A 21,561-nucleotide genomic window follows, 5' to 3' on the forward strand; every position below is an offset into this window, starting at 1 on the left:
ATGTCGACTACGTCACGCGGACCGGTACGATCGGCGGGCAGCTACGAGGTGGGAGCCAGTCCAGCCATGAGCGATCGTCAGTGCACCGTTCTGCTCTACAGCGACGACCCGCAGGTCCGTGACCGGATGCGGCTGGCCGTCGGCACCCGGCCCGCGCCCGGGCTGCAGATCGAGTTCGTCGACGCGTCGACCTACGCCGAGACCATCCGGCTGGTCGACGACTACGAGATCGACCTGCTGCTGCTCGACGGCGAGGCCAGCCCGGGCGGCGGCATCGGCATCGCCCGGCAGATCAAGGACGACCGGGACGACGCTCCCCCGACCTGCCTGGTGATCGCTCGCGCCGCCGACCGATGGCTCGCCGCGTACGCCGAGGTCGACGCGACGCTGGTGCACCCGCTCGACCCGGTGACCACCGGCAGCACGGTGGCCGAGCTGCTGCGGACGCACGCACCCGCCTGACGTCCCCACTTCCCGGCACCGCCTCGGCGCCGGATGAGTCGGCGCCGGTTCCAGCCCACCCGCACTTCGCACGCTCGGGAGGCCCGCCATGGGCGATCGGACCTGGCCGCACCTGCTCAACGCGCTGCTGCGCGGCGACGAGCTGCCCACCGCCGACACCGCCTGGGCGATGGACGAGATCATGACCGGCTCGGCGAGCGCGGCGCAGATCGCCGCCTTCGCCGTGGCGCTGCGAGCCAAGGGTGAGACCCCGGCCGAGCTGGCCGGCCTGGTGGAGGCCATGCTGGGTCGCTCGGTCCCGGTGGTGCTCCCGGAGAATCTGCGCCGCACCGCGCTCGACGTGGTCGGCACCGGCGGTGACCTCGCCCACACGGTCAACATCTCCACGATGACGGCGCTGGTGGTGGCCGGCGCGGGCGTGCGCGTCGTCAAGCACGGCAACCGGGCGGCCTCCTCCCTGTGCGGCACCGCCGACCTGCTGGAGTTCCTCGGCATCCCGCTGGACCTCGGCCCTGAGCAGGTCGTCCGCTGTGTCGAGGAGGCCGGCATCGGGTTCTGCTTCGCGGCCCGGTTCCACCCCGGGATGCGACACGCCGGTCCGGTCCGCCGTGAGGTGGGCGTGCCCACCTTCTTCAACTTCCTCGGCCCGCTGACCAACCCGGCCCGTCCCCGGGCCGGCGCGGTCGGCTGTTTCGACTCCCGGATGGCCCCGGTGATGGCCAGCGTGTTCGCCGCCCGCGGCGACTCGGCGATCGTGATGCGCGGCGAGGACGGGCTGGACGAGTTCACCACCGCCGCGCCGACCCGGGTCTGGGTGGCGCAGGGCGGCACCGTACGCGAGGCCGTGCTGGACGCGACGGACCTGGGGGTACCCCGGTCCACCCTCGCGGACCTGCGCGGCGGTGACGCCGCCTACAACGCCGGCGTGGCCCGTCGCCTGCTGGCCGGCGAGACCGGCCCGGTCCGGGACGCGGTGCTGGTCAACGCGGCGGCGGCGCTGGCCACCCAGGGCCCGCTGGACGGCGACCTGACCGAGGCGCTGCGCGCCGGCCTGGACCGCGCTGCCGAGTCGATCGACTCCGGCGCGGCGGCCGGCACCCTCGACCGCTGGATCGAGACCGCCACCACCGCCTGACCGACGCCGGGCGCCCGTACCCGTGAGCGGCGGCGGTGCGCGGGAACTGTCGGACCCGCGTGGGAAACTACAGCCGAGTAGTTCTCCGCTTCCGTTGTGCGTCGGTATCGCTTCGGGGGCGGGCCGCCCGGAGTGAGAGGAGACGCTCGTGTCAGGCCGCGAGCTCTACTGCGACGTCTGCGAGGGCGTGACGCCGTTCGAGGTGCCGCCCTGCGTCGACGGCCACGGCACCGACTGTCCCGAGCTGATCTGCACCGGCTGTGGCGCCGCCGTGGTGATCGCCAACTTCGCCTTGCGCTCCACGCGGCTGGCCGACCGCCCACGCCGTCAACCCGCCCGCCACGCCGCCTGACCCGGCCACCCAGCCCGCCTGGCCTGTGCCGCCACCCCTCACCCGTCCGCGCCGCGCGGCCTGATCACCGGTCTGCGCGGCCCCCGTGGTCCCTGGCCCGTCTGCGCCGCGCGGCCTGATCACCCGGGCAGGTCGTGGCCGAACGGGTCCCGGCACGACGAAGGCCCGCTCCCCGGTGGGGAGCGGGCCTTCGTCGTGCCATGGGCCGGCCGCGACGGCGACCGGGTGGGTCAGTGCTCGGCGGTGCGCCGGGTGCCGCTGTAGTACTCGAACAGCAGCCCGCAGGCGGCGAAGATGACCGCCAGCAGACCAAGGCCGATCAGCCAGTACTGCCAGAACACCAGGCCCATGCCGGCCGTCGCGGCGGCCAGCGCCAGCCCGAACGGCCAGTAGCTGCCGGGGCTGAAGAAGCCGACCTCACCGGCGCCGTCGGAGATCTCGGCGTCCGACCGGTCCTCGGGGCGCAGGTCGATACGGCGCGAGACGAACCAGAAGAAGCCGCCGCACATCGTGCAGAGCAGGAAGGAGAGCAGCAGGGCGATCGTGCCCACCCACTCGACGCCGCCGGACTCACCGGCCGTCCAGGCGCCGTAGAGGATCGTGGCACCCAACAGGAACGTGGCGATGATCAGGAAGATGCGCCATTCGGTCTTCATCCCGCTGCCTCAGCTTCCCGTACCGGCCGGAGCGCTGTCCGGGTTGAAGTTGCTCTTCGTCCGCCTGGTATCGAACGGCTGCGTGGTCTCCGCGTACGGCTTCTCACCGATGGCGGTCAGCGCGTCCTGGGTGGACTTGCCGCTCTGCTTGGCAGCCAGGAACTGGTCGTACTTCTCCGGCGAGACCACCCGCAGCTCGAAGTTCATGAACGCGTGGTAGCTGCCGCACAGCTCGGCGCAGCGGCCGACGTAGGCGCCCTCGGCCACCAGGCTGGAGACCTCGAACACGTTGCGGATCTTGCCCGGCATGACGTCCCGCTTGAACAGCAGCTCCGGCACCCAGAAGGAGTGGATGACGTCGCGGCTGGTCTCCTCGAACCGGATGGACCGGTTGGTCGGCAGCACCAACACCGGGATGACCTCGCTGGTGCCGAGCGTCGACGCGGTGGTGCGGGCGTCGGGGCCCTGCCCGTCGCGGTAGTTGAACTGCCAGTTCCACTTGAAGGCGACGACCTCGACGGTGACGTCGGGGTTCTTCGACAACTTGTCCACGCCGGTCTGCACGATCGCCGTGTAGTAGAAGAGCACGGAGACGATCAGGATCGGCGCGATGGTGTAGAGGAACTCCATCGGCAGGTTGTAGCGAGTCTGCACCGGCAGCGCGTTGCCACGCTTGCGGTAGCGCACGACGCACCAGAAGATCAGACCCCACACGAAGACGCCGACCGCGAGGGCGGCGATGCAGGAGGCGATCCACAGGTCGTACATCCGCCGGGACTCGGCCGAGATGCCGCCCTGCGGCCAGCCGAAGCCGCCGAACGTCTGACCGACGTCACAGCCTGTGAGCAGGACCAGCAGCGCCACGCCACCGAGACCGAGCCCGGCCAGCCGACCAGCACCGCGCCCCCGGCGTCCACCGACCCCTCGGGAAGCGCTGTGCCGTACGGCCGACGGCCGTACCTCCGAACTCCTTGCGACCACCTGGTCCTGCCTCCCTAGCGCGCCGCGGTGCGTCTTTCCTCAGCACCGGCGGCAAAGGCGTCACCGACGGTCGCAGATTACTCGACCATGACGGACTCGGCCGTGGTGGGGTCACTGTCCGCCCCCATCGGGGGGATCCTGGGCATTACGCCGCGATAGCGTTGGGATCCGTGAGCGCATCCCCGGTCTACCTGGACGCGGCGACCGCCGCGCCGATGCATCCGGTCGCCCGGCAGGCGCTGCTGGCCGCCCTCGACGACGGCTGGGCTGACCCGGGCAAGCTCTACACCCAGGCCCGCCGGGCACGGCAACTGCTCGACGCCGCCCGCGAGGCCACCGCGCAGACGCTCGGCGTCCGCGCCGACGAGCTGTCCTTCACCTCCAGCGGTACGACGGCCGCGCACGGCGCGGTGCTCGGTGGCCTGGCCGGGCGGCGCCGGGTCGGGGCGACGCTGGTGCATTCGGCGATCGAGCACTCCGCGGTGCTGCACGCCGCGGAGCGGCACGTCGCGGCGGGCGGCGTCGCCGACCCCGTTCCGGTCGACCGGCTGGGCCGGCTGGACCTGGACGCCTGGTCGGACGCGGTCCGGGCTCCCGGGGTCGCGCTGGCCGCGCTGATCACCGCCAGCCATGAGGTGGGCACCGTGCAACCGGTCGCGGAGGCGGCCGCCGCCTGCGCCGACGCCGGGGTGCCGCTGTACGTCGACGCCGCGCAGTCGGTCGGCCGGGTGCCCCTGCCGGCGGGCTGGTCGGTGCTCACCGCCAGCGCGCACAAGTGGGGTGGCCCGCCCGGGGTGGGGCTGCTGGCGGTCCGCAAGGGCACCCGCTGGGAGTCACCCTGGCCGGCCGACGAGCGGGAGGGCGGGCGTACCCCCGGCTCGGTGAACCTGCCCGCGCTGGTGGCGGCGGCGGCGAGCCTGCGCGCGGCGGCGGCCGACGCCGCGGCCGAGGAAACCCGGCTGGCGCCGCTGGTGGACCGGATCCGGGCGCGGGTCCCGGCGGAGGTGCCGGACGTGGAGGTGGTCGGCGATCCGGTGCTCCGGCTCCCCCACCTGGTCACGTTCTCCTGCCTGTACGTGGACGGCGAGGCGCTGCTGCACGCGCTGGACCGGCGGGGCTTCGCGGTGTCGTCCGGCTCGTCCTGCACCTCGTCCACGCTGCGCCCGTCGCACGTGTTGGAGGCGATGGGGGTGCTCTCCCACGGCAACGTCCGCGTCAGCCTGCACCGGGAGACGACCGAGGCGGACGTCGAGCGGTTCCTCGCCGAGCTGCCCGGGATCGTCGCCGGGCTGCGCGCCGAGGCCGGGGTGGTGGGGCTGTGACGATGCCGGACGAGGTGCTCGACTGCCGTGGCCAGCGCTGCCCGCTGCCGGTGATCGCGGCGGCCCGACGGATGCCCCAGGTGCCGGTCGGCACGGTGGTGCGGGTGCTCGCCGACGACCCGGCCGCGGCCGTGGACCTCCCCGCCTGGTGCAGGATGCGCGGCCAGGAGTTCGTCGCCGCCATCACCGGCCCGGAAGGCCCGGCCTACGACATCCGCCGCACCCACTGAGGGTCCCCTCGATCGTTGGCTGCTGAGCGGCACAACACGCCGGCCCGACTGCTGCTCGGCAGCCAACGATCAGGGAACGGCGATTGGTTACGGCAGGAGGTGCGGGCGGATCTCGTCCGCGGCGGTGTCGCCGTAGGACTCGGCGAGGCGCTTGACGAACAGGTCGCGGCGGACGTCGTACTCCTGGGTGCCGACGGTCTCCAGGACCAGCGTGGCCAGCAGCGAGCCGACCTGGGCGGCCCGCTCCAGGCCGAGGCCCCAGGAGAGCGCGGTGAAGAACCCGGCCCGGAAGCCGTCGCCCACACCGGTCGGATCGACCGCCCGGATTTCCCGCGCGATCGGCACGTGGATCGGGTCCATGCCGCGCCCGGCGATCTCCACGCCGTGCTTGCCCAACGTGGTGACCCGCACCTTGACCAGCTCCAGCAGCTGGTCGTCGCTCAGCCCCGCCTTGCTCTGCAGCAGGGACTTCTCGTAGTCGTTGGTCATCAGGTACTCGGCGCCCTCGATCAGCGCCACCACGTCCTCACCCGGCATGCGGGCGAGCTGCTGCGAGGGGTCGGCGGCGAACGCGTACCCGCGGGTGCGGCACTCGGCGGAGTGGCGCAGCATGGCCTCCGGGTCGTTGGCGCTGACCAGCACCAGGTCCAGCCCGCCGAGCCGGTCGGCGACCGGGGCGAGCTCGATGTTGCGCGCCTCACTCATCGCGCCGGCGTAGAACGACGCGATCTGGCACATGTCGGTATCGGTGGTGCAGACGAAGCGGGCGGTGTGCGCCACCTCGCTGATGTGCACCGAGCCGCAGTCCACCCCGTGTCGCTCCAGCCACGAGCGGTAGTCGGCGAAGTCGGCGCCCACCGCGCCGAGCAGCACCGGGCGCAGCCCGAGCTGGCCCATGCCGAACGAAATGTTCGCCGCCACCCCGCCCCGGCGGAGCACCAGGTCGTCCACCAGGAAGGAGAGGGAAACCTTGTGCAGCTGATCGGCGATGAGCTGGTCGGCGAAGCGACCGGGGAAGCTCATCAGGTGATCAGTGGCGATCGAGCCGGTCACGGCGATCTTCATGTCAACCCTCGGGGTCGGGAGCAGGGCGCGGTCAGACTACCGGCCCGGCCACCCGGCGGTGTCCGGTCGGTCGCTCAACGGCAACCGGCCGGCGCGGGGACCACTCCCACCCGCACACGACGACGGGGCCGCCCCGTAGGACGGCCCCGTCGTGATGGTGTGCGTGTGGTGCTTTGTGGTGCGTACGACTCAGTTGAACGAGTCGCCGCAGGCGCAGGAGTTGCCCGCGTTGGGGTTGTCGATGGTGAAGCCCTGCGCGTCGATCCGGTCGGCGAAGTCGATCGTCGCGCCGGAAAGGTACGGGGCGCTCATCCGGTCGACGACGACCTCGACACCACCGAAATCGGTGACGACGTCACCGTCGAGCGAACGCTCGTCGAAGAAGAGCTGGTACCGCAGGCCGGAGCAGCCACCCGGCTGCACCGCGACACGGAGCCGCAGGTCGTCGCGGCCCTCCTGCTCGATCAGAGCCTTGACCTTCTGCGCCGCGACGTCGGTGAGGACGACGGAAGTAGGGGCCTTGGCCTCGGTCGACTCGGTCTGCGCTGGCGTGGTCACGTGGAAGTCTCCCTGCGCGGTATGGGTCCGGACGCACTGGCCAACGCCGCGCGCCGTCCAGTGATTCCCGGTGTGGTCCTTTTCCGATCGTACGCCGCCTCGGCCGGGCTCACCCGCGTGGCGTGACCCCCGCCGCAGGTCGGCCCGGTCGTGGCCGGGCACGCCGACCGGCCGGAGCGCTCAGCGGCTCCACTGCCGGGCCAGTCGGGCGCCCAGCTCGCGCAGCCCGTCCGCCGGCCGGCTCAGCGCGGCGGCGAGCCCGCCGCCCTCCTCCCCGCCGAAGTGCTCGACCAGGCTGTACGCGTCGGTCACCCCCGCCGCGGCGGCCTCCCGCCGGCCGGTGCTGACCTGGCCGGCCACCACCACGCACGGCACCCCCCGGTCCCGGGCGGCACCGGCCACCCCCGCGACGACCTTGCCGCGCAGCGACTGGTGGTCGAAGGACCCCTCACCAGTGATCACCAGGTCGGCGGTATCCAGCTCGGCGTCCAGCCCGCTGGCCCGGGTCACCAGGCCGATGCCCGACTCGCAGCCGCCACCCAGGGCGAGGATTGCCGCGCCGATGCCGCCGGCGGCCCCGCCACCGGGCAGCGTGCCGAGCCCCGCCGGGCAGCCGGGCAGGTCCCGCTCCAACACCGCCGCGAAGTGCTCCAGTGCGGCGTCGAGCAACAGCACGTCGGCCCGGTCGGCGCCCTTCTGCGGGCCGAACACGTTGCTCGCGCCGTGCAGGCCGAGCAGCGGGTTGTCCACGTCGGTGGCGGCGACCAGCCGAACCCCGCGCAGCCGGGGCGCGCCGTCCAGCGTGACGGTCCCGGCCAGCGCCGCCCCGCCGTACGGAAGCGCGGCGCCGGCGGCGTCGAGCGGGGTCACGCCCAGCGCGGCCAGCATCCCGGCGCCGGCGTCATTGGTGCCGGAGCCACCCAGCCCGATCACCACAGTTCGGGCCCCGCTCTCCACCGCGGCGGCGACCAGCAGGCCCAGCCCGTAGGAGGTGGTGGTCTTCGGGTCACGTTCGGCGGTGGCGAGCAGGTGCAGCCCGCACGCCTGGGCGCTCTCCAGGTAGGCGGTCGCGCCGTCGGCGGCAAGCAGGATCTCACCGGCCGCCGGCCGACCCAGCGGATCGACCGTCCGCACCGCCACCCGCCGGCCGCCGAGGGCCTCGGCGAGCACCTCCACGAAGCCCGGCCCACCGTCAGCCAGTGGCCGGATCAGCAGGTCGTCACCCTCGGCGACGGTGCGCCAACCGGCGGCCACCGCGGCGGCCACCTCCGGTGCGGGCAGGGTGCCGGCGAACTTGTCCGGACAGAGCAGCACACGCATGCCGAGCAGTGTGGCAGCCCACACCGACGGAAGCCGCGCCGCGCCCGCGCTGTGGGACCATGGGTCACGTGACTTCGACCTGGGTTGAACCCTCCAACACGGCGACGGCTCTGCTGCTGCTCGGCCGGGGCAGCGACCCCGACACCGAGCGCGGCGTCGAGTGTCCGGGCGACCTTCCGGCGCCCAGCGATCCGGATCTGGTGGCCCGCGCCGCGGCGGCGAAGGCGAAGCTGGGCAGCAAGGTCTTCGTGCTGGGGCACCACTACCAGCGCGACGAGGTGATCCAGTTCGCGGACGTGACCGGCGACTCGTTCAAGCTCGCCCGGGAGGCCGCGGCCCGCCCGGACGCGGAGTACATCCTCTTCTGCGGCGTGCACTTCATGGCCGAGAGCGCCGACATCCTCACCACCGACGCCCAGCGGGTGATCCTGCCCGACCTGGCGGCCGGGTGCTCAATGGCGGACATGGCCGTGCTGGGCCAGGTCGAGGCCGCCTGGGACACGCTGACCGAGCTGGGCATCGCCGGCGAGACCGTGCCGGTGACGTACATGAACTCCTCGGCCGACATCAAGGGCTTCGTCGGCCGCAACGGTGGCGTGGTCTGCACCTCCTCCAACGCCAAGCGCGCCCTGGACTGGGCGTTCGAGCAGGGGTCGAAGGTGCTCTTCCTGCCCGACCAGCACCTGGGCCGCAACACGGCGGTGCTGGAGATGGGCCTGTCCCTGGACGACTGCGTGCTCTACGACCCGCACAAGCCGGGCGGCGGGCTCACCCCCGAGCAGCTGCGCGACGCCAAGATGATTCTCTGGCGGGGGCACTGCTCGGTGCACGGCCGGTTCACCCTGGAGAGCGTCAACGACGTGCGGGAGCGGGTGCCCGGGGTCAACGTGCTGGTCCACCCGGAGTGCCGACACGAGGTGGTCACGGCCGCCGACCATGTCGGCTCCACCGAGTACATCATCAAGACCATCGAGGCGGCCCCGGCCGGGTCGGCGTGGGCGCTCGGCACCGAGCTGAACCTGGTCCGCCGGCTGGCGCTGGCGCATCCGGACAAGCAGATCATGTTCCTGGACAAGGCGGTCTGCTACTGCTCGACGATGAACCGGATCGACCTGCCGCACCTGGTGTGGGCACTGGAGGAGCTGGTTGCCGGCCGGGTGGTCAACCAGATCACGGTGGACGCCGACACCGCGTACCACGCCCGGGTGGCGCTGGATCAGATGCTCGCCCTGCCCGGCGCGGACACCCCGCCGCCGGCCACGTTCTGATCACGATCCGTAGCGCCCTTGGTACGCAAAAGTGCCGGATCACCGATTAATGCCACACACGCCGATGTGACCGAGTCCCTTTTTGTCACCGAGGGCTATGCTGCCGGAGCGACGACGCAAGCGGGCCGTTTCGATATGGCCGCATCCGGGGTAGCGAAAGAGCTGAGCTCCCCACCATCAACACGGCAGCACCGACGCGCTGGAGGTTGCGTTGACCGACGACGTCCTGGTCGTGCACGGAGGCACTCCGCTCGAAGGGCGGATCCGCGTGCGCGGCGCGAAGAACCTGGTTTCGAAGGCGATGGTCGCCGCGCTGCTCGGCGACAGCCCTAGCCGGCTGTTCGACGTGCCGAAGATCCGCGACGTCGAGGTGGTCCGGGGTCTGCTCGGTCTGCACGGCGTCAAGGTCACCGACGGCACCGAGGACGGCGAGCTCGTCTTCGACCCGGCCAACGTGGAGAGCGCCAGCACCGACCAGATCAACGTGCACGCCGGCTCCAGCCGGATCCCGATCCTCTTCTGCGGCCCGCTGCTGCACCGGCTCGGGCACGCGTTCATCCCGGACCTGGGCGGCTGTCACATCGGCCCGCGCCCGATCGACTTCCACCTTCAGGCGCTGCGGGAGTTCGGCGCCACGGTCGACAAGCGGCCCGAGGGTCTGCACCTGTCCGCGCCGAACGGCCTGCACGGCACCAAGTTCGCCCTGCCGTACCCGAGCGTCGGCGCCACCGAGCAGGTGCTGCTGACCGGTGTGATGGCCGAGGGCGTCACCGAGCTGCGCAACGCCGCGGTGGAGCCGGAGATCATCGACCTCATCTGCATCCTGCAGAAGATGGGCGCGATCATCAAGGTGCACACCGACCGGGTGATCGAGATCCAGGGCGTACCGAAGCTGCACGGCTACACCCACCGGCCGATCCCGGACCGGATCGAGGCGGCGAGCTGGGCCGCGGCTGCGCTGGCCACCCACGGTCACGTCGAGGTGCTCGGCGCGCAGCAGGCCGACATGATGACCTTCCTGAACATCTTCCGCTCGGTCGGCGGCGAGTACGAGGTCACCGACGCCCGTCCGCCGAAGCTGGGCGACCCGGGCCAGGAGGGCGGCATCCGGTTCTGGCACCCGGGCGGTGAGCTGAACGCCGTGGCGCTGGAGACCGACGTGCACCCCGGCTTCATGACCGACTGGCAGCAGCCGCTGGTCGTGGCGCTGACCCAGGCCCGCGGGCTGTCGATCGTCCACGAGACGGTCTACGAGCAGCGGCTGGGCTACACCGAGGCGCTCAACTCGATGGGCGCCAACATCCAGGTCTACCGGGACTGCCTCGGCGGCACCCCGTGCCGCTTCGGCCGGCGCAACTTCAAGCACTCCGCGGTGATCGCCGGGCCGAGCAAGCTGCACGCCGCCGACCTGGTCATCCCGGACCTGCGGGCCGGTTTCAGCCACCTGATCGCGGCGCTCGCGGCCGAGGGCACCTCCCGGGTGTACGGCGTCGACCTGATCAACCGCGGCTACGAGGACTTCGAGGCGAAGCTCGCCGACCTGGGCGCGCACGCCGAGCGTCCGTAACCTCCACCACTTGCCGTCGGCCCGGTGCACCGCGATGCGCACCGGGCGCGAGCCGTTGGCTACCCTTGCCGCGTGCCGTCGCTCTTTCGCCGCAAGTCCACCGACCTCGTCGACGAGGCCGTCTCCTCGGTGACTCCCGAGGAGACCGCCGATCGGCCCCGGGGTTACACCCCGGCCAAGGGTCGGGAGACGCCCAAGCGGCCGACCGCCGGCCGCCGCCCGGCTGGCCCCACCCGCCCCCTCACCAAGGAGGAGGAGCGGGAGCGCCGCCGCCAGCTACGCGCCGAGGCCGCCTCGGAGTTCCGCCGCGAGGGTGGCCCCCGCGACCGCGGCCCGGAGCGGCTGCTGGCACGCAACGTGGTCGACTCCCGGCGTACCGTCGGCACCTGGTTCTTCGGTGGCGCCCTGATCGTGCTGATCGGGTCGAACGCGGCGATGCCGCCGGTGGTCCGGCTGATCTCCAACGTGCTCTGGGGCGCGCTGGCACTGGGTGTGGTCGTCGACTCGGTGTTGATCTGCCGCAAGATCGGCAAGCTGGTCCGGCAGCGCTTCCCGAAGACCGGCCAGCGGATGGGCTCGCTCTACCTGTACGCGGTCATGCGGTCGATCACCTTCCGGCGGATGCGCGCCCCGGCTCCCCAGGTCAAGCTCGGCGACAAGGTCTGACCCGACTCGCGGCACGCCGAGCAGGCGCGGCACCCCGGTGGTGCCGACCGCACCGAGGGCGGTAAGTCGCTAAAGCATCCGGGCATCCGACGTTCGTTGTACCGTACGAATGGTTCACCCTGCTGAACGCAGCACCGGTGTTCGTCGTACCGAACGTTGATCCAATGGAGCGAACGCATGCCTCCGGAACCGGCCGCCCCGCTCGCCACCATCGCCGCCGCCCTGCGCCGCGAGCGGGACCGGGTCGGCATCTCGCTGACCGAGCTCGCCCGGCGGGCGGGCGTCGCCAAGTCCACCCTCTCCCAACTGGAGTCGGGGACCGGCAACCCGAGCGTGGAGACGCTGTGGGCGCTCGGCGTGGCGCTCGGTGTGCCGTTCAGCCGGCTGGTGGAGCCCGCCGACGACGGCGTACGGGTGATCCGCGCCGGTGACGGCCCCCAGGTCCGCTCCGAGCAGGCCGACTTCACCGGGACGCTGCTCAGCGCCGGGGCGGCGCACCTGCGTCGGGACATCTACCTGATCGAGTTGGAGCCGGGCGCGGTCCGGGCCGCGGACGGGCACACCCCTCGCAGCGTCGAGCACGTGGTGGTCGCCGCCGGCCGACTGCGGGTGGGCCCCGAGTCCGGCCCGGTCGACCTCGGCCCCGGCGACTACGCGACGTTCCCCGGTGACGCTCCGCACCGTTACGAGGCCCTGGTCGCCGGCACCTTCGCCGTGCTCGTCATGGAACACCCCTGACCGGTGCGGGATCCCGTCCGAGCCGAGCCGGCGGCAGGTGAGGTATCGTCGGAACCCAGATTCGGTTATCAACCCAAATGTCCGAAACCATAGGATAACGTTTGCGTCCGTGGGCGGCGCCACAGTGGCGGTGAGCGAGCCCACGCCGTTACCCTCCATCCGCAGCCACGCCCTGCCGAAACGGGCGACTTGACCGGCACGCGAGGCCCAGCGCGACAATCTGCAACGAGGTGACAAACGCCGTGAGCGAGCGGACGCGAGCCGGCCACCGGGGCGTGGCAGGCGGCGACCGGACGCCCGGCGGGCACCGGGGCGCGAACGCGGACCGCCCACCTCTCACGTTGATCGGCCACCTGGCCGGGTGTGGCGACGGGCTCGGCGGATGAACGGCCGGTACACCGACCGGTGGCGGGACCCGAACGAGCCGTCCTGGGTGGTCGAACCGACCACCGAGTGGCATCCCCAGTTCCCCGGCCAGCGCTATGCCGGCGACATTGGAATGTCGCACCAGCCGCCCCCGCCGCCGCGCGGCCGGGCGTCCGTCGTCGGCCGCACCGAGGTGCCGCCGCTCGCGCCAACCCGTCCGGACGGCACCTACCTCGGCCGGTCCTGGGCTGACGAGGAACCCGCCGAGGCGGACCCCTACGGCCGGTCCTGGTCCGATGAGGAGCCGGCCGGCACGCCGGCCCACGGCAGGTCGCGGGGCGACGAACACCCGGTCGAGACGTCCGCCCACGGCCGGCCGACCGGGGCCGACAACCGCCACTACGATCATGAGCCGTACCGCCGGCCGCTGCCCGAGCCGCCCCGGCGCGACGAGCGCCGCTCCCCCGAGTCGGACCGGCGGACCGCCTGGTCCGACCGGCGCCCGAGCGACGAGCGGGCACCAGCCCGCGAGGCAGCCTGGCGCCGGGACCAGCCCGCCGAGCGGTACGACAGCCGCCGACCGCGACACGACCCGGCCGATCGGGAGCGGGGGTACCCGAGCACGCCACCGGTGTCCCCCGCACCCCGGCCCGAGCCCGGCTGGGTGCAGGAGCCGGACGAGGCGCCGCGCCGGCGCGGCGCGCAGGAGCGCCCGGCCGCCGGATACGACCGGCACCCCGGCGACGGGTACGCCGCCCGGCCCACCCGGGGCCACGAGGACCGCCCGGCCGAGGGCTGGGCCGCCGGCGGGGCCGGCCAGTGGGCACCCGTGGAGGGCCGCTCCCGGTACCCCGATCGGGCCGCCGACGACACCCGCCGCCCCGACCGGGTGGCCGACACGCGGCGTCCGGAGCGGGTCGCCGACGACACCCGTCGCCCGGAGCGGGTGACCGACGCCCGCCGCCCGGAGCGGGTCGCCGACGATGCGCGGCCGGCGGCGCGGGCCCGTGCGGACGCTGGCGTCGATACGCCCAGCGAACGGCGGTACCGCCCGGACGAGGCGGTCGGCGCACCGCAGACACCGGACGGCGGACGACGGCACCGGCCCGAACCGGAGATGCCGGGACAGCCGCGCCGGGACGACGAGCGGCGCCGGCCAGCCGACCCGCACCGACAGCAGCCCCGCGAGGCGGCGGCCCGCGCCGAGGCGTACCCGGACCGGCGCCCCCGCGAGGACGCCCGGCCGGAGGCGTACCGCGACGAGACGTACCGCGAGGCACGGCCGCAGCCCGGCCACCGCCCGGACGGCAGCCTGCCCTGGCCACCGCCGGGTCCGGTGCGTCCGGACCGCACGCGGGAACCGGGCCACCAGGGCGCTGGGCAACGCACCGCCGAGCCAGGTGTCCCGTCGCGGCCGGCCACCCGGCCCGAAAGGCCGCCGGCCGCGCAGCCCCGATACGACGAGCGCCCGGTACGTCCCGCCGCGACGGCTCCACGGGCGCCGGCCACCTCCGGCCGGGCCACCCCGGTCCCGCCGGCACCCGTCTCCCCCGCCGCACCGGGCTGGGACCGGCCGATCTCGGCGGCCCCGGCCTCCCCCGCGCCGGCGGGCCACGAGCGCCGACCGGCCGACCACGTCCCACCCGGCCGCCCGGATCGAGACCGGCCGGTGTCGGCGGCCCCGGTCTCCCCGGCGGCGGACGTACCCGTCTCGGGTCCGCCGGCCGCCCGACTTCGGCTGGAGTTCCTGCCCGCACCGGTGGACCCGCCGCTGTCCGACGAGCACCCGGACCCGGCGATGTCCCCCGAGCCCCGGACGCCGGCCGAGCCGGAGCAGTCCGCCCCGGCGGCGGACGCGCGCCCGCCGGTCGTACCGCCGCCGGCCTGGCAGGCCTCGGATTCCCCGTCCGCGCGGCCGGTCGCGTCACCCACGGCTCAGACCCCCACGGCTCGAACACCCACGGCGGATGCCGAGCCGGCGCTTCCGGTGGCACCCGGCATGCCGCGCCGCTACGTACCCCCGGCGCCGTCGGAGCCGCCGGTGGCGCCCGCTCCGGATCCGGTCGAGGCTCCGGTCACCGGAGGGCCGGCCGCCTGGTTCAGCCCCGCTCAGGAGGTGGAGTCCGACCAGCCGGAGACGGACCGCCGGCCAGCCGAGGCGACCGACGACCTCTCGGCCACCGATGGCCCGGCCGGCTCCGCCGCGGCCACGAGAGCGGCGCCCGACCCGTCAACGCCCGCCGCCGACCCGGCCGTCGATGATCGGGCGCCCGACCCGCACCCGGACTCCACGGTCGAGCCGACCGTCGTGGCCCCGGCCCCCGCACCCCAGGCCCGGCCAGTGTCCGCACCGCCCGCGCCACCGATCTCCGCACCACCGGCCGAACCGGTCTCCGGCGCCCACGACCGCTGGGCCGACGACGTGGTCACCGATCGTGACCCCGCAGTCGGGTCGACACCGATTGACGCCCTCGGGTCGGTGTCGGCGCCACCGGCCTACCCGGTGTCGGCGCCACCGGCCTACCCGGTGTCGGCGCCACCGGCCTACCCGTTGTCGGCGCCACCGGCCTACCCGTTGTCGGCGCCACCGGCCTACCCGTTGTCGGCGCCACCGGCCTACCCGGTGTCCGGACCGCCGGGGCGCCCGGTGTCCGGTGCCCCCCGCAGCTGGGCGGATGATCTGCTCGACGAGGCACAGCCCACAGCCGAGGCGACACCGGCGGAGGGCAACCTGCCGGTCTCCGGCCCGCCGAGCACCGCCGGAACACCGCTTCAGCGCACCGATCCGGCGGCCGCCGAGACCCACCCCGACGTCTCCGGATCCCCGGGCGTTCCGTCCTACGACGGGTCCGACGGCTGGGCGGCCGAGCGCCTCGCCGAGCCGGAGCCGCTGGACCGGCCGACATCCGCACCGCCGGCATCGATCGACGCCCACCAGCCGATCCAGGAGTCTCTGGACCGGCCGGTCTCCGCGCCGCCCGCACGGGACAGTGGTCCCGCCGAGCGCGCCCCGGTGGACGAGGTGCGCTCGACGCCGGACGAGCCGGCCGATCGGAGCGTCCCCACACCGGTGGCCGGTTCGCAGACCGACGACCCGTCCGCCGTCGGAGAGCACCCGGCCCGGCCCGCGCCGTCCGACCACGACTCGGGCGAGCCCGTCTCCACCGAGCCCGCACGGCCGGACTCGACCGCGCCCGTCTCGGCCCCGCCCGTCTCAGGCCCGCCAGTCTCGGCCCCGCCCGTAGCGCCCATGTCCGCGGCACCCGTGTCCGCACCGCCCGTCTCCGCACCGCCCGTCTCCGCACCGCCTGTGTCCGCACCGCCGGCCACGGCCGTTCCCGGCCCGCGGAGCGGGTCAGCCGGGGAGAGCGTGCCGGTGTCCGGGCCACCCGGCACGACACCGCCGGTGACCCGCCGGCCGCTGGCCGAGCAGGGCGACCCGGAGCAGGTCCTTGCGGCGTACCGGTGGCGGCTCGACCCGGTCACCCTGCGCGAGGACCTGACGGAGCCGGACGACATGCGGGCGATCCGGCGGCGGCTGACCGAGAAGCTGGGCTCGGCCATCGACAACCGGGCCCGGGCCCGGCTGCTCAGCCTGCGGGCGGTGACCTCCCGGATCCTCGGCGAACTGGACGACGCGCTGGCCGACGGCCGCCTCGCCCTCACCTACGCCGAGGCCACCGGCGAGCTGCGACGGACGGCGCTGGCCCAGGCCCGGCTGGCCCATGTGCTGCGCTGGCGTGGCGACTTCACCGAGGCCGACCAGCTCTTCGCCAAGGCCAACTCGATCGAACTGCCCGACCGGCTGCGGGCCGCGCTGCACGAGCACGCCGGGCGCGCCTGCTACGACCAGGGCCGGCTCATGGAGGCCTGCCACCACTTCGAACAGGCCCTCGACCTGCGCGGCGCCGGCGACGCCGAACTGCTGGACCGGATCCGGGTGGCCCTCGACGCGGTCGCCACCCGGGCCACGGCGGACGGCTTCGGGCCGTACCCCCGGAGCCGGGACGAGGTGCTCGACCGCGACCGACCCCCGACGCCCGGCCAGGACGGACCGCTGTGGGGGTACACCGACCCGGACGGTGACCTGGTCATCCCCGCCCGCTACGCCGAGGCGCAGCCGTTCCACGACGGGTTGGCCTGGGTCCGCCGACCGGACACCGACCGGTGGTCGCTGATCAACCTGCTCGGTACGACGGTGATCCCGCCGTCCTACCGCGCGGCCCGCCCGTTCAGCGACGGCCTGGCCTGGGTGGTCGCGGACGGCGGCTGGACGGCGATCGACGCGACCGGCGAGGTGCAGGTCCCGCCCAACTTCGCCGAGGTACGCCCGTTCCGTCGGGGGGTGGCCGCGGTCCGGCGCGAGGGTTGGGGGGCGGTCGACCGGACCGGCCGGATCGTGGTGCCCACCCGCTACCACGGCTTCGCCACCGAGCTGGCCGACGGCCAGCAGGTCGACGGGTTCACCGACGAGGGCCTCGCCGTGGTCGACGTGGGCGGCCGGCGTGGCGTGGTGGACCGCGGCGGCACGCTGCTGGTGCCGCCGGCGCACCCGATTCTGGTCATCCACCCGGTGGCGTTCCTGGTCGGCAACGGCACCGGGCGCTGGGGCGCCCTGGACCGGCGCGGCGAGCCACTCATCGACGCGGTGCACCGTGACCGTGCCGCCGTGCTGGCGGAGATCGACCGGCTGCTCACCGACGCCAACCCGGTGCTCTGACCGGCGGTTCGGCGACCCTGAAGCGGCGGGGCTAGGGTCGGGTCATGGAATTCCGACACCTGGGCCGTTCCGGCCTGATGGTCAGCGAGATCTCGTACGGCAACTGGATCACCCACGGTTCGCAGGTCGAGGAGGACGCCGCGTTCGCCTGCGTCCGGGCCGCTCTCGACGCGGGGATCACCACCTTCGACACCGCCGACGTGTACGCCGGCACCCGGGCCGAGGACGTGCTCGGCCGGGCGCTGCAGAACGAGCGCCGCGAGGGCCTGGAGATCTTCACCAAGGTCTACTGGCCCACCGGTCCCGGTCGCAACGACCGAGGCCTGTCCCGCAAGCACATCATGGAGTCGATCAACGGCTCGCTGCGCCGGCTGCGTACCGACTACGTGGACCTCTACCAGGCCCACCGGTACGACCACAGCACGCCGCTGGAGGAGACGATGGAGGCGTTCGCCGACGTCGTGCACTCCGGCAAGGCGCACTACATCGGCGTCTCCGAGTGGTCGGCGGCGCAGCTGCGTGCCGCTCACCCGCTCGCCCGGGAGCTGCACATCCCGCTGGTCTCCAACCAACCTCAGTATTCGATGCTCTGGCGGGTCATCGAGACCGAGGTCGTCCCGGCCAGCGAGGAGCTGGGCATCGGCCAGATCGTCTGGTCGCCGATGGCTCAGGGCGTGCTCTCCGGCAAGTACCTGCCGGGGCAGCCGCCGCCGGCCGGTTCCCGCGCCACCGACGAGAAGTCCGGTGCGGGCTTCATCTCCCGGTTCATGACCGACGAGGTGCTGACCCGGGTTCAGCAGCTCAAGCCCCTCGCTGAGCAGGCCGGGCTGAGCATGGCCCAACTCGCCGTGGCCTGGGTGCTGCAGAACCCGAACGTGTCGTCGGCGATCATCGGCGCGTCCCGCCCCGAGCAGGTGCACGACAACGTCAAGGCGGCCGGCGTGAAGCTCGACGCCGAGCTGCTCAAGGCGATCGACGAGATCGTCGAGCCGGTGACCGAGCGCGACCCGGCGAAGACCGAGTCCCCCGCACAGCGGCCCTGACGCCAGCCCCGGTCCGGTCAGCGCGGGTTCGCGCCGACCGGACCGGGTCAGCCCGGACGCTCAGCCGGGGCCGGTCAGCCCTGCCAGAAGCGGATCAGGTCGAGGCCGGTGGCGTAGAGCCACGAGGGCAGGCCCAGCAGGTCCCCGATCGCGAAGACGACGTCGAAGAACCAGCCGCCGATACGCGGATTCCACAGCAACGCGAAGAGCAGCAGGAAGCCGTACGGGGCGAACAGGTCGTACATCCGGCGCCACTGCGGGTTGAGCCACGGCTGGATCATGTTGCCGCCGTCCAAGCCGGGAACCGGTAGCAGGTTTAGCACGCTCGCGGTGAGCTGGAGGAAGGCCAGCAGCGCCACCCCGGCCCAGAACTCGACCGGGCCGCCCGCCTGGATGCCGATCCGCAACGCCGCCACCAGCACCAGCGTGAACAGCACGTTGGTCGCCGGCCCGGCGAGGCTGACCAGGGTGTGCCGCAAACGGCCCGGAATGGCGTGCCGGTCCACCCACACCGCGCCGCCGGGCAGGCCGATGCCGCCGAGCAGCACCACCACCACCGGCAGCACGATCGACAGCAGCGGGTGGGTGTACTTCAGGGGGTTGAGCGTCAGGTAGCCCCGATGGGCGATGTCCCGGTCGCCGGCCCGGAAGGCCACCACCGCGTGCGCGTACTCGTGCAGGCAGAGCGAGACCAGCCACCCGGAGACCACGAAGAGGAACACGTCGAACCGGACGCTGCCGTACCCGTTCCAGGCCAGCGCCCCGCTGACCGCGAAGAGGGCGACCAGGCCGAGGAAGACCGGGCTGGGCCGGAACGCCGCCCTGGGCACACCGAGCACCAGCCGCTCCCCGCCCGGCCGGTCGTAGCCCATCACTCGGCCGTGGGCAGCAGGCTCATCCGGTACTCCAAGCGGTCGTCCTCAACGAGCGCGACCGAGGTGACGCCGGCCGCCGCGAGCTCCCGCCAGGTCTGACCGATCCAGGATTCGGCGTCGGCCTGGCTGCCGAACGACTCCGCCGGTCCCTCGACCGTCTGGCCGTCCGTGCCCTCGTACCGCCAGCTCCACGCCATGCCGCGTCTCCCCTCGCCGCTGAAGTCCCCGTGGGACGAACCCTCGCCAGCGTAGTCGGCCCGACCCGGAACGGCCGCTCGCTCGCCCCGGCCGCGACCCATGGGCTGATCAACGCATCGGCGGCGGCCGGTACGGTGGCCCGGTGCTGACACGGGGAGTGCTGCTCGATGACCGGTACCGGCTGGGCGAGCGGGTGGCGACGGGCGGGATGGGCGCGGTCTGGCGCGGCACCGACGTGCTGCTGGAACGCGAGGTGGCCGTGAAGGTTCTGCTGCCGTCGCTGGTCGCCGACCCAGAGTTCACCGCCCGGTTCCGCGCCGAGGCGCAGATGCTGGCGGCGCTGCGGCACCCCGGCGTGGTCGCGGTGCACGACGTCGGGCAGGCCACGCTCGCCGACGGCAGCCGGGTCGACTACCTGGTGATGGAGTACGTCGAGGGTGAGCCGTTGTCCGCCCGGGTGCGCCAGGCGGGTCGGCTGGACCCGGCCACCACCATGTCGGTGCTGGCGCAGGCCGCGGACGCGCTGCACACCGCCCACCTGGCCGGCATCGTGCACCGGGACGTGAAGCCGGGAAACCTGCTGGTCAAGGCGGACGGCAGGGTGGTGCTGGTCGACTTCGGCATCGCCCGGTCGCGCAGCATGGCCGGGCTCACCGCCGCGAACATGGTGCTCGGCACCGCCTCGTACATGTCCCCCGAGCAGGCCACCGGGCAGCCGGTCTCCCCCGCCACCGACGTGTACGCGCTGGGCGCGGTGGCGTACTTCTGCCTTGCCGGGCAGCCGCCGTTCGACGGTGACAACCCGCTCGCGGTGGCGTTGCGGCACGCTCAGGACGAGCCTGCGCCGCTGCCGTCGGACACCCCACCCGCGGTGGTGGCGGTCGTCGCGCGGGCGTTGGCCAAGCGGCCGGCGGACCGGTTCGCCAGCGCCGCCGAGTTGGCCCGCGCCGCCGCTGACGCCCGCGACGCGACCCTGGCCAGCATCCCGCCGGCCGCCCGCCCACCCTGGGCGCTGGCCGCCCCCGGCCCGTCCGGCCCGGGTCCGACCCCGCCGTCCGTCGCGGCGCCCGTCCCGAGCCCCACCCCGCCGTCCGTCACGCCGCCCGTCCCGAGCCCCACCCCGCCGGCACCCGCGCGGCCCGTCCCGAGCCCCACCCCGCCGGCCCACGCGACCACCGCGCCGACGCCACCGGCTCCGCCCACGGATCTGCGCCCCCCGGCGGTCTTCGGAACCGAACCGGCGGGGACCCGGGAGGACCCGTTCCGGACCGGATCGGGCCGGCGGCGCGGGCCACTGCTGGTCGGGGTCGGTGCGGTCGTCCTCGTCGCGCTGGTCGCCGGGACCGTGGCGGCGCTGCGGCCCGACCCGGAGCCGCGTGGAACGGACCTTCCGGCCGCACTGGCCGGCGAATCGGCGTCGGCCGCGAACGTCCCGCTGCCGAGCGGGGACGCGGCCACCCCGGGCCCCCGGCCCAGCGGCACGCCGGGTGCCAGCCGCACCGCGACCACCGCGTCGACCGGCGTCGCCGATCAGCCCAGCGCGCCGGCCAGCGGCGCCCCGGCCCCACGCACCACGGCACCGGGAAGCCCGCCGACCGGGGCCGTCACCGGCAAGCCGACGTCCAGCGGCAGCACGGCGGGCCGGCCCAACCCGTACACCGCGACCCAGGTGTGCGGCAGCGGCTACCAGGTGATCGACTCGGCGACGCTGACCGGCGGCGACGGGCGCCGGCGGGGCCGCGTCTACCTGCTGTACCACTCGGGCACCGGCAACAACTGCGTGGTTACCCTGAAGGACACCGCGGTCGGCACCAAATCGGCGGCGTCGGCGTACCTGGAGGTGCAGGAGCGTGCCCGCGGCACCGACAGCGGGTCGTTCGACTACTACGCCGGGCCGGTGCGGGCCAGCGCAGCCGGCACGTGCGTGAGGTGGGGTGGCGCCACCGGCGGGGTCAGCTACGGCAGCGGATTCGAGCACTGCGACTGACCGGACCGCGACCACCGGGCCGGCAGGCAACGGCACCCCGGGCGGCCTTAAG

Annotated in this window: 19 protein-coding genes; 12 read left to right on the forward strand and 7 right to left on the reverse strand. The window is 73.8% G+C overall.

The annotated features are described in order from the left end of the window. The first annotated feature begins 66 nt into the window (after positions 1–66). The 3 genes from ACWD5O_RS07780 to ACWD5O_RS07790 all read left to right on the forward strand — a co-directional run bounded on the left by ACWD5O_RS07780 (position 67) and on the right by ACWD5O_RS07790 (position 1,949). Positions 67–462, forward strand: coding sequence for a response regulator (locus ACWD5O_RS07780; RefSeq protein ID WP_210911527.1), 396 nt, complete (start codon positions 67–69; stop codon positions 460–462). Positions 463–550: 88 nt separating this feature from the next. Next, entirely contained in the window at positions 551–1,597 is a 1,047-nt protein-coding gene (trpD, locus tag ACWD5O_RS07785; RefSeq protein ID WP_450084877.1) for an anthranilate phosphoribosyltransferase, read from the forward strand. A 148-nt stretch (positions 1,598–1,745) separates the two neighbouring features. Continuing rightward, positions 1,746–1,949: a hypothetical protein gene (locus ACWD5O_RS07790; RefSeq protein ID WP_354965073.1), complete on the forward strand. Its 204-nt coding sequence runs from the start codon at positions 1,746–1,748 to the stop codon at positions 1,947–1,949. Positions 1,950–2,179: 230 nt separating this feature from the next. Here the strand turns inward: ACWD5O_RS07790 and ACWD5O_RS07795 are convergent, their stop codons facing one another. Continuing rightward, positions 2,180–2,605, reverse strand: coding sequence for a cytochrome c oxidase subunit 4 (locus ACWD5O_RS07795; protein WP_450084878.1), 426 nt, complete (start codon positions 2,603–2,605; stop codon positions 2,180–2,182). Positions 2,606–2,614: 9 nt separating this feature from the next. After that, the gene (gene ctaC / locus ACWD5O_RS07800; protein WP_354965075.1) at positions 2,615–3,586 is read right to left on the reverse strand and encodes an aa3-type cytochrome oxidase subunit II; all 972 of its coding nucleotides are present in this window, start codon (positions 3,584–3,586) and stop codon (positions 2,615–2,617) included. Between the two features lie 170 nt (positions 3,587–3,756). Here ctaC and ACWD5O_RS07805 point away from each other — a divergent pair, with 170 nt between their 5' ends. Continuing rightward, on the forward strand, positions 3,757–4,908 hold the full coding sequence (locus ACWD5O_RS07805; protein WP_450084879.1) for a cysteine desulfurase family protein: 1,152 nt from the start codon (positions 3,757–3,759) through the stop codon (positions 4,906–4,908). Then, the gene (locus tag ACWD5O_RS07810; RefSeq protein WP_450084880.1) at positions 4,905–5,138 is read left to right on the forward strand and encodes a sulfurtransferase TusA family protein; all 234 of its coding nucleotides are present in this window, start codon (positions 4,905–4,907) and stop codon (positions 5,136–5,138) included. Before ACWD5O_RS07805 ends, ACWD5O_RS07810 begins: the two co-directional genes overlap by 4 nt. 87 nt (positions 5,139–5,225) lie before the next feature. On the opposite strand, the gene ACWD5O_RS07815 is transcribed toward ACWD5O_RS07810, so the two are convergent. From ACWD5O_RS07815 to ACWD5O_RS07825, 3 genes are all read right to left on the reverse strand, one after another. Further along, positions 5,226–6,203: a carbohydrate kinase family protein gene (locus tag ACWD5O_RS07815; RefSeq protein ID WP_354965078.1), complete on the reverse strand. Its 978-nt coding sequence runs from the start codon at positions 6,201–6,203 to the stop codon at positions 5,226–5,228. A 189-nt stretch (positions 6,204–6,392) separates the two neighbouring features. Continuing rightward, a complete protein-coding gene (erpA, locus tag ACWD5O_RS07820) occupies positions 6,393–6,761 on the reverse strand; it encodes an iron-sulfur cluster insertion protein ErpA (protein WP_074313193.1) in 369 nt (122 codons plus the stop codon). A 180-nt stretch (positions 6,762–6,941) separates the two neighbouring features. Beyond that, positions 6,942–8,081 (reverse strand): glycerate kinase family protein, encoded by a 1,140-nt coding sequence (locus ACWD5O_RS07825; RefSeq protein ID WP_450084881.1) that lies wholly within the window; start codon positions 8,079–8,081, stop codon positions 6,942–6,944. Between the two features lie 68 nt (positions 8,082–8,149). Here ACWD5O_RS07825 and nadA point away from each other — a divergent pair, with 68 nt between their 5' ends. The 6 genes from nadA to ACWD5O_RS07855 all read left to right on the forward strand — a co-directional run bounded on the left by nadA (position 8,150) and on the right by ACWD5O_RS07855 (position 18,449). Continuing rightward, positions 8,150–9,349: a quinolinate synthase NadA gene (nadA, locus tag ACWD5O_RS07830; RefSeq protein WP_450084882.1), complete on the forward strand. Its 1,200-nt coding sequence runs from the start codon at positions 8,150–8,152 to the stop codon at positions 9,347–9,349. Between the two features lie 211 nt (positions 9,350–9,560). Then, the gene (gene murA / locus ACWD5O_RS07835) at positions 9,561–10,916 is read left to right on the forward strand and encodes a UDP-N-acetylglucosamine 1-carboxyvinyltransferase (RefSeq protein WP_354965081.1); all 1,356 of its coding nucleotides are present in this window, start codon (positions 9,561–9,563) and stop codon (positions 10,914–10,916) included. Between the two features lie 72 nt (positions 10,917–10,988). Further along, the gene (locus ACWD5O_RS07840) at positions 10,989–11,582 is read left to right on the forward strand and encodes a DUF3043 domain-containing protein (protein WP_354965082.1); all 594 of its coding nucleotides are present in this window, start codon (positions 10,989–10,991) and stop codon (positions 11,580–11,582) included. A 177-nt stretch (positions 11,583–11,759) separates the two neighbouring features. Continuing rightward, positions 11,760–12,320, forward strand: a complete 561-nt coding sequence (locus ACWD5O_RS07845; RefSeq protein WP_354965083.1) for a helix-turn-helix domain-containing protein — start codon at positions 11,760–11,762, stop codon at positions 12,318–12,320. Between the two features lie 382 nt (positions 12,321–12,702). Beyond that, on the forward strand, positions 12,703–17,406 hold the full coding sequence (locus tag ACWD5O_RS07850) for a WG repeat-containing protein (RefSeq protein WP_450084883.1): 4,704 nt from the start codon (positions 12,703–12,705) through the stop codon (positions 17,404–17,406). Positions 17,407–17,450: 44 nt separating this feature from the next. Further along, on the forward strand, positions 17,451–18,449 hold the full coding sequence (locus tag ACWD5O_RS07855) for an aldo/keto reductase family protein (protein WP_450084884.1): 999 nt from the start codon (positions 17,451–17,453) through the stop codon (positions 18,447–18,449). Between the two features lie 74 nt (positions 18,450–18,523). On the opposite strand, the gene ACWD5O_RS07860 is transcribed toward ACWD5O_RS07855, so the two are convergent. Both ACWD5O_RS07860 and ACWD5O_RS07865 read right to left on the reverse strand, forming a co-directional pair. Next, positions 18,524–19,321 carry a site-2 protease family protein gene (locus ACWD5O_RS07860; RefSeq protein WP_354965086.1) on the reverse strand — a complete coding sequence of 266 codons (798 nt, stop codon included), beginning with the start codon at positions 19,319–19,321 and terminating at the stop codon, positions 18,524–18,526. Further along, complete coding sequence (locus ACWD5O_RS07865; RefSeq protein ID WP_354965087.1) at positions 19,321–19,521, reverse strand: hypothetical protein; 201 nt, start codon at positions 19,519–19,521, stop codon at positions 19,321–19,323. Before ACWD5O_RS07865 ends, ACWD5O_RS07860 begins: the two co-directional genes overlap by 1 nt. Before the next feature lie 143 nt (positions 19,522–19,664). On the opposite strand from ACWD5O_RS07865, the gene ACWD5O_RS07870 reads away from it, so the two are divergent. Beyond that, positions 19,665–21,509: a protein kinase domain-containing protein gene (locus ACWD5O_RS07870; protein ID WP_450084885.1), complete on the forward strand. Its 1,845-nt coding sequence runs from the start codon at positions 19,665–19,667 to the stop codon at positions 21,507–21,509. Positions 21,510–21,561: the final 52 nt, after the last annotated feature.

It is taken from the genome of Micromonospora sp. NPDC005161, from assembly GCF_053599855.1.

Coding starts and splice junctions, on each gene's coding strand:
- ACWD5O_RS07780 (WP_210911527.1), top strand. CDS start 67: ATGAGCGATCGTCAGTGCACCGTTCTGCTCTACAGCGACGACCCGCAG.
- trpD (WP_450084877.1), top strand. CDS start 551: ATGGGCGATCGGACCTGGCCGCACCTGCTCAACGCGCTGCTGCGCGGC.
- ACWD5O_RS07795 (WP_450084878.1), bottom strand. CDS start 2,605: ATGAAGACCGAATGGCGCATCTTCCTGATCATCGCCACGTTCCTGTTG.
- ACWD5O_RS07815 (WP_354965078.1), bottom strand. CDS start 6,203: ATGAAGATCGCCGTGACCGGCTCGATCGCCACTGATCACCTGATGAGC.
- ACWD5O_RS07825 (WP_450084881.1), bottom strand. CDS start 8,081: ATGCGTGTGCTGCTCTGTCCGGACAAGTTCGCCGGCACCCTGCCCGCA.
- ACWD5O_RS07845 (WP_354965083.1), top strand. CDS start 11,760: ATGCCTCCGGAACCGGCCGCCCCGCTCGCCACCATCGCCGCCGCCCTG.
- ACWD5O_RS07850 (WP_450084883.1), top strand. CDS start 12,703: ATGAACGGCCGGTACACCGACCGGTGGCGGGACCCGAACGAGCCGTCC.
- ACWD5O_RS07855 (WP_450084884.1), top strand. CDS start 17,451: ATGGAATTCCGACACCTGGGCCGTTCCGGCCTGATGGTCAGCGAGATC.
- ACWD5O_RS07860 (WP_354965086.1), bottom strand. CDS start 19,321: ATGGGCTACGACCGGCCGGGCGGGGAGCGGCTGGTGCTCGGTGTGCCC.
- ACWD5O_RS07865 (WP_354965087.1), bottom strand. CDS start 19,521: ATGGCGTGGAGCTGGCGGTACGAGGGCACGGACGGCCAGACGGTCGAG.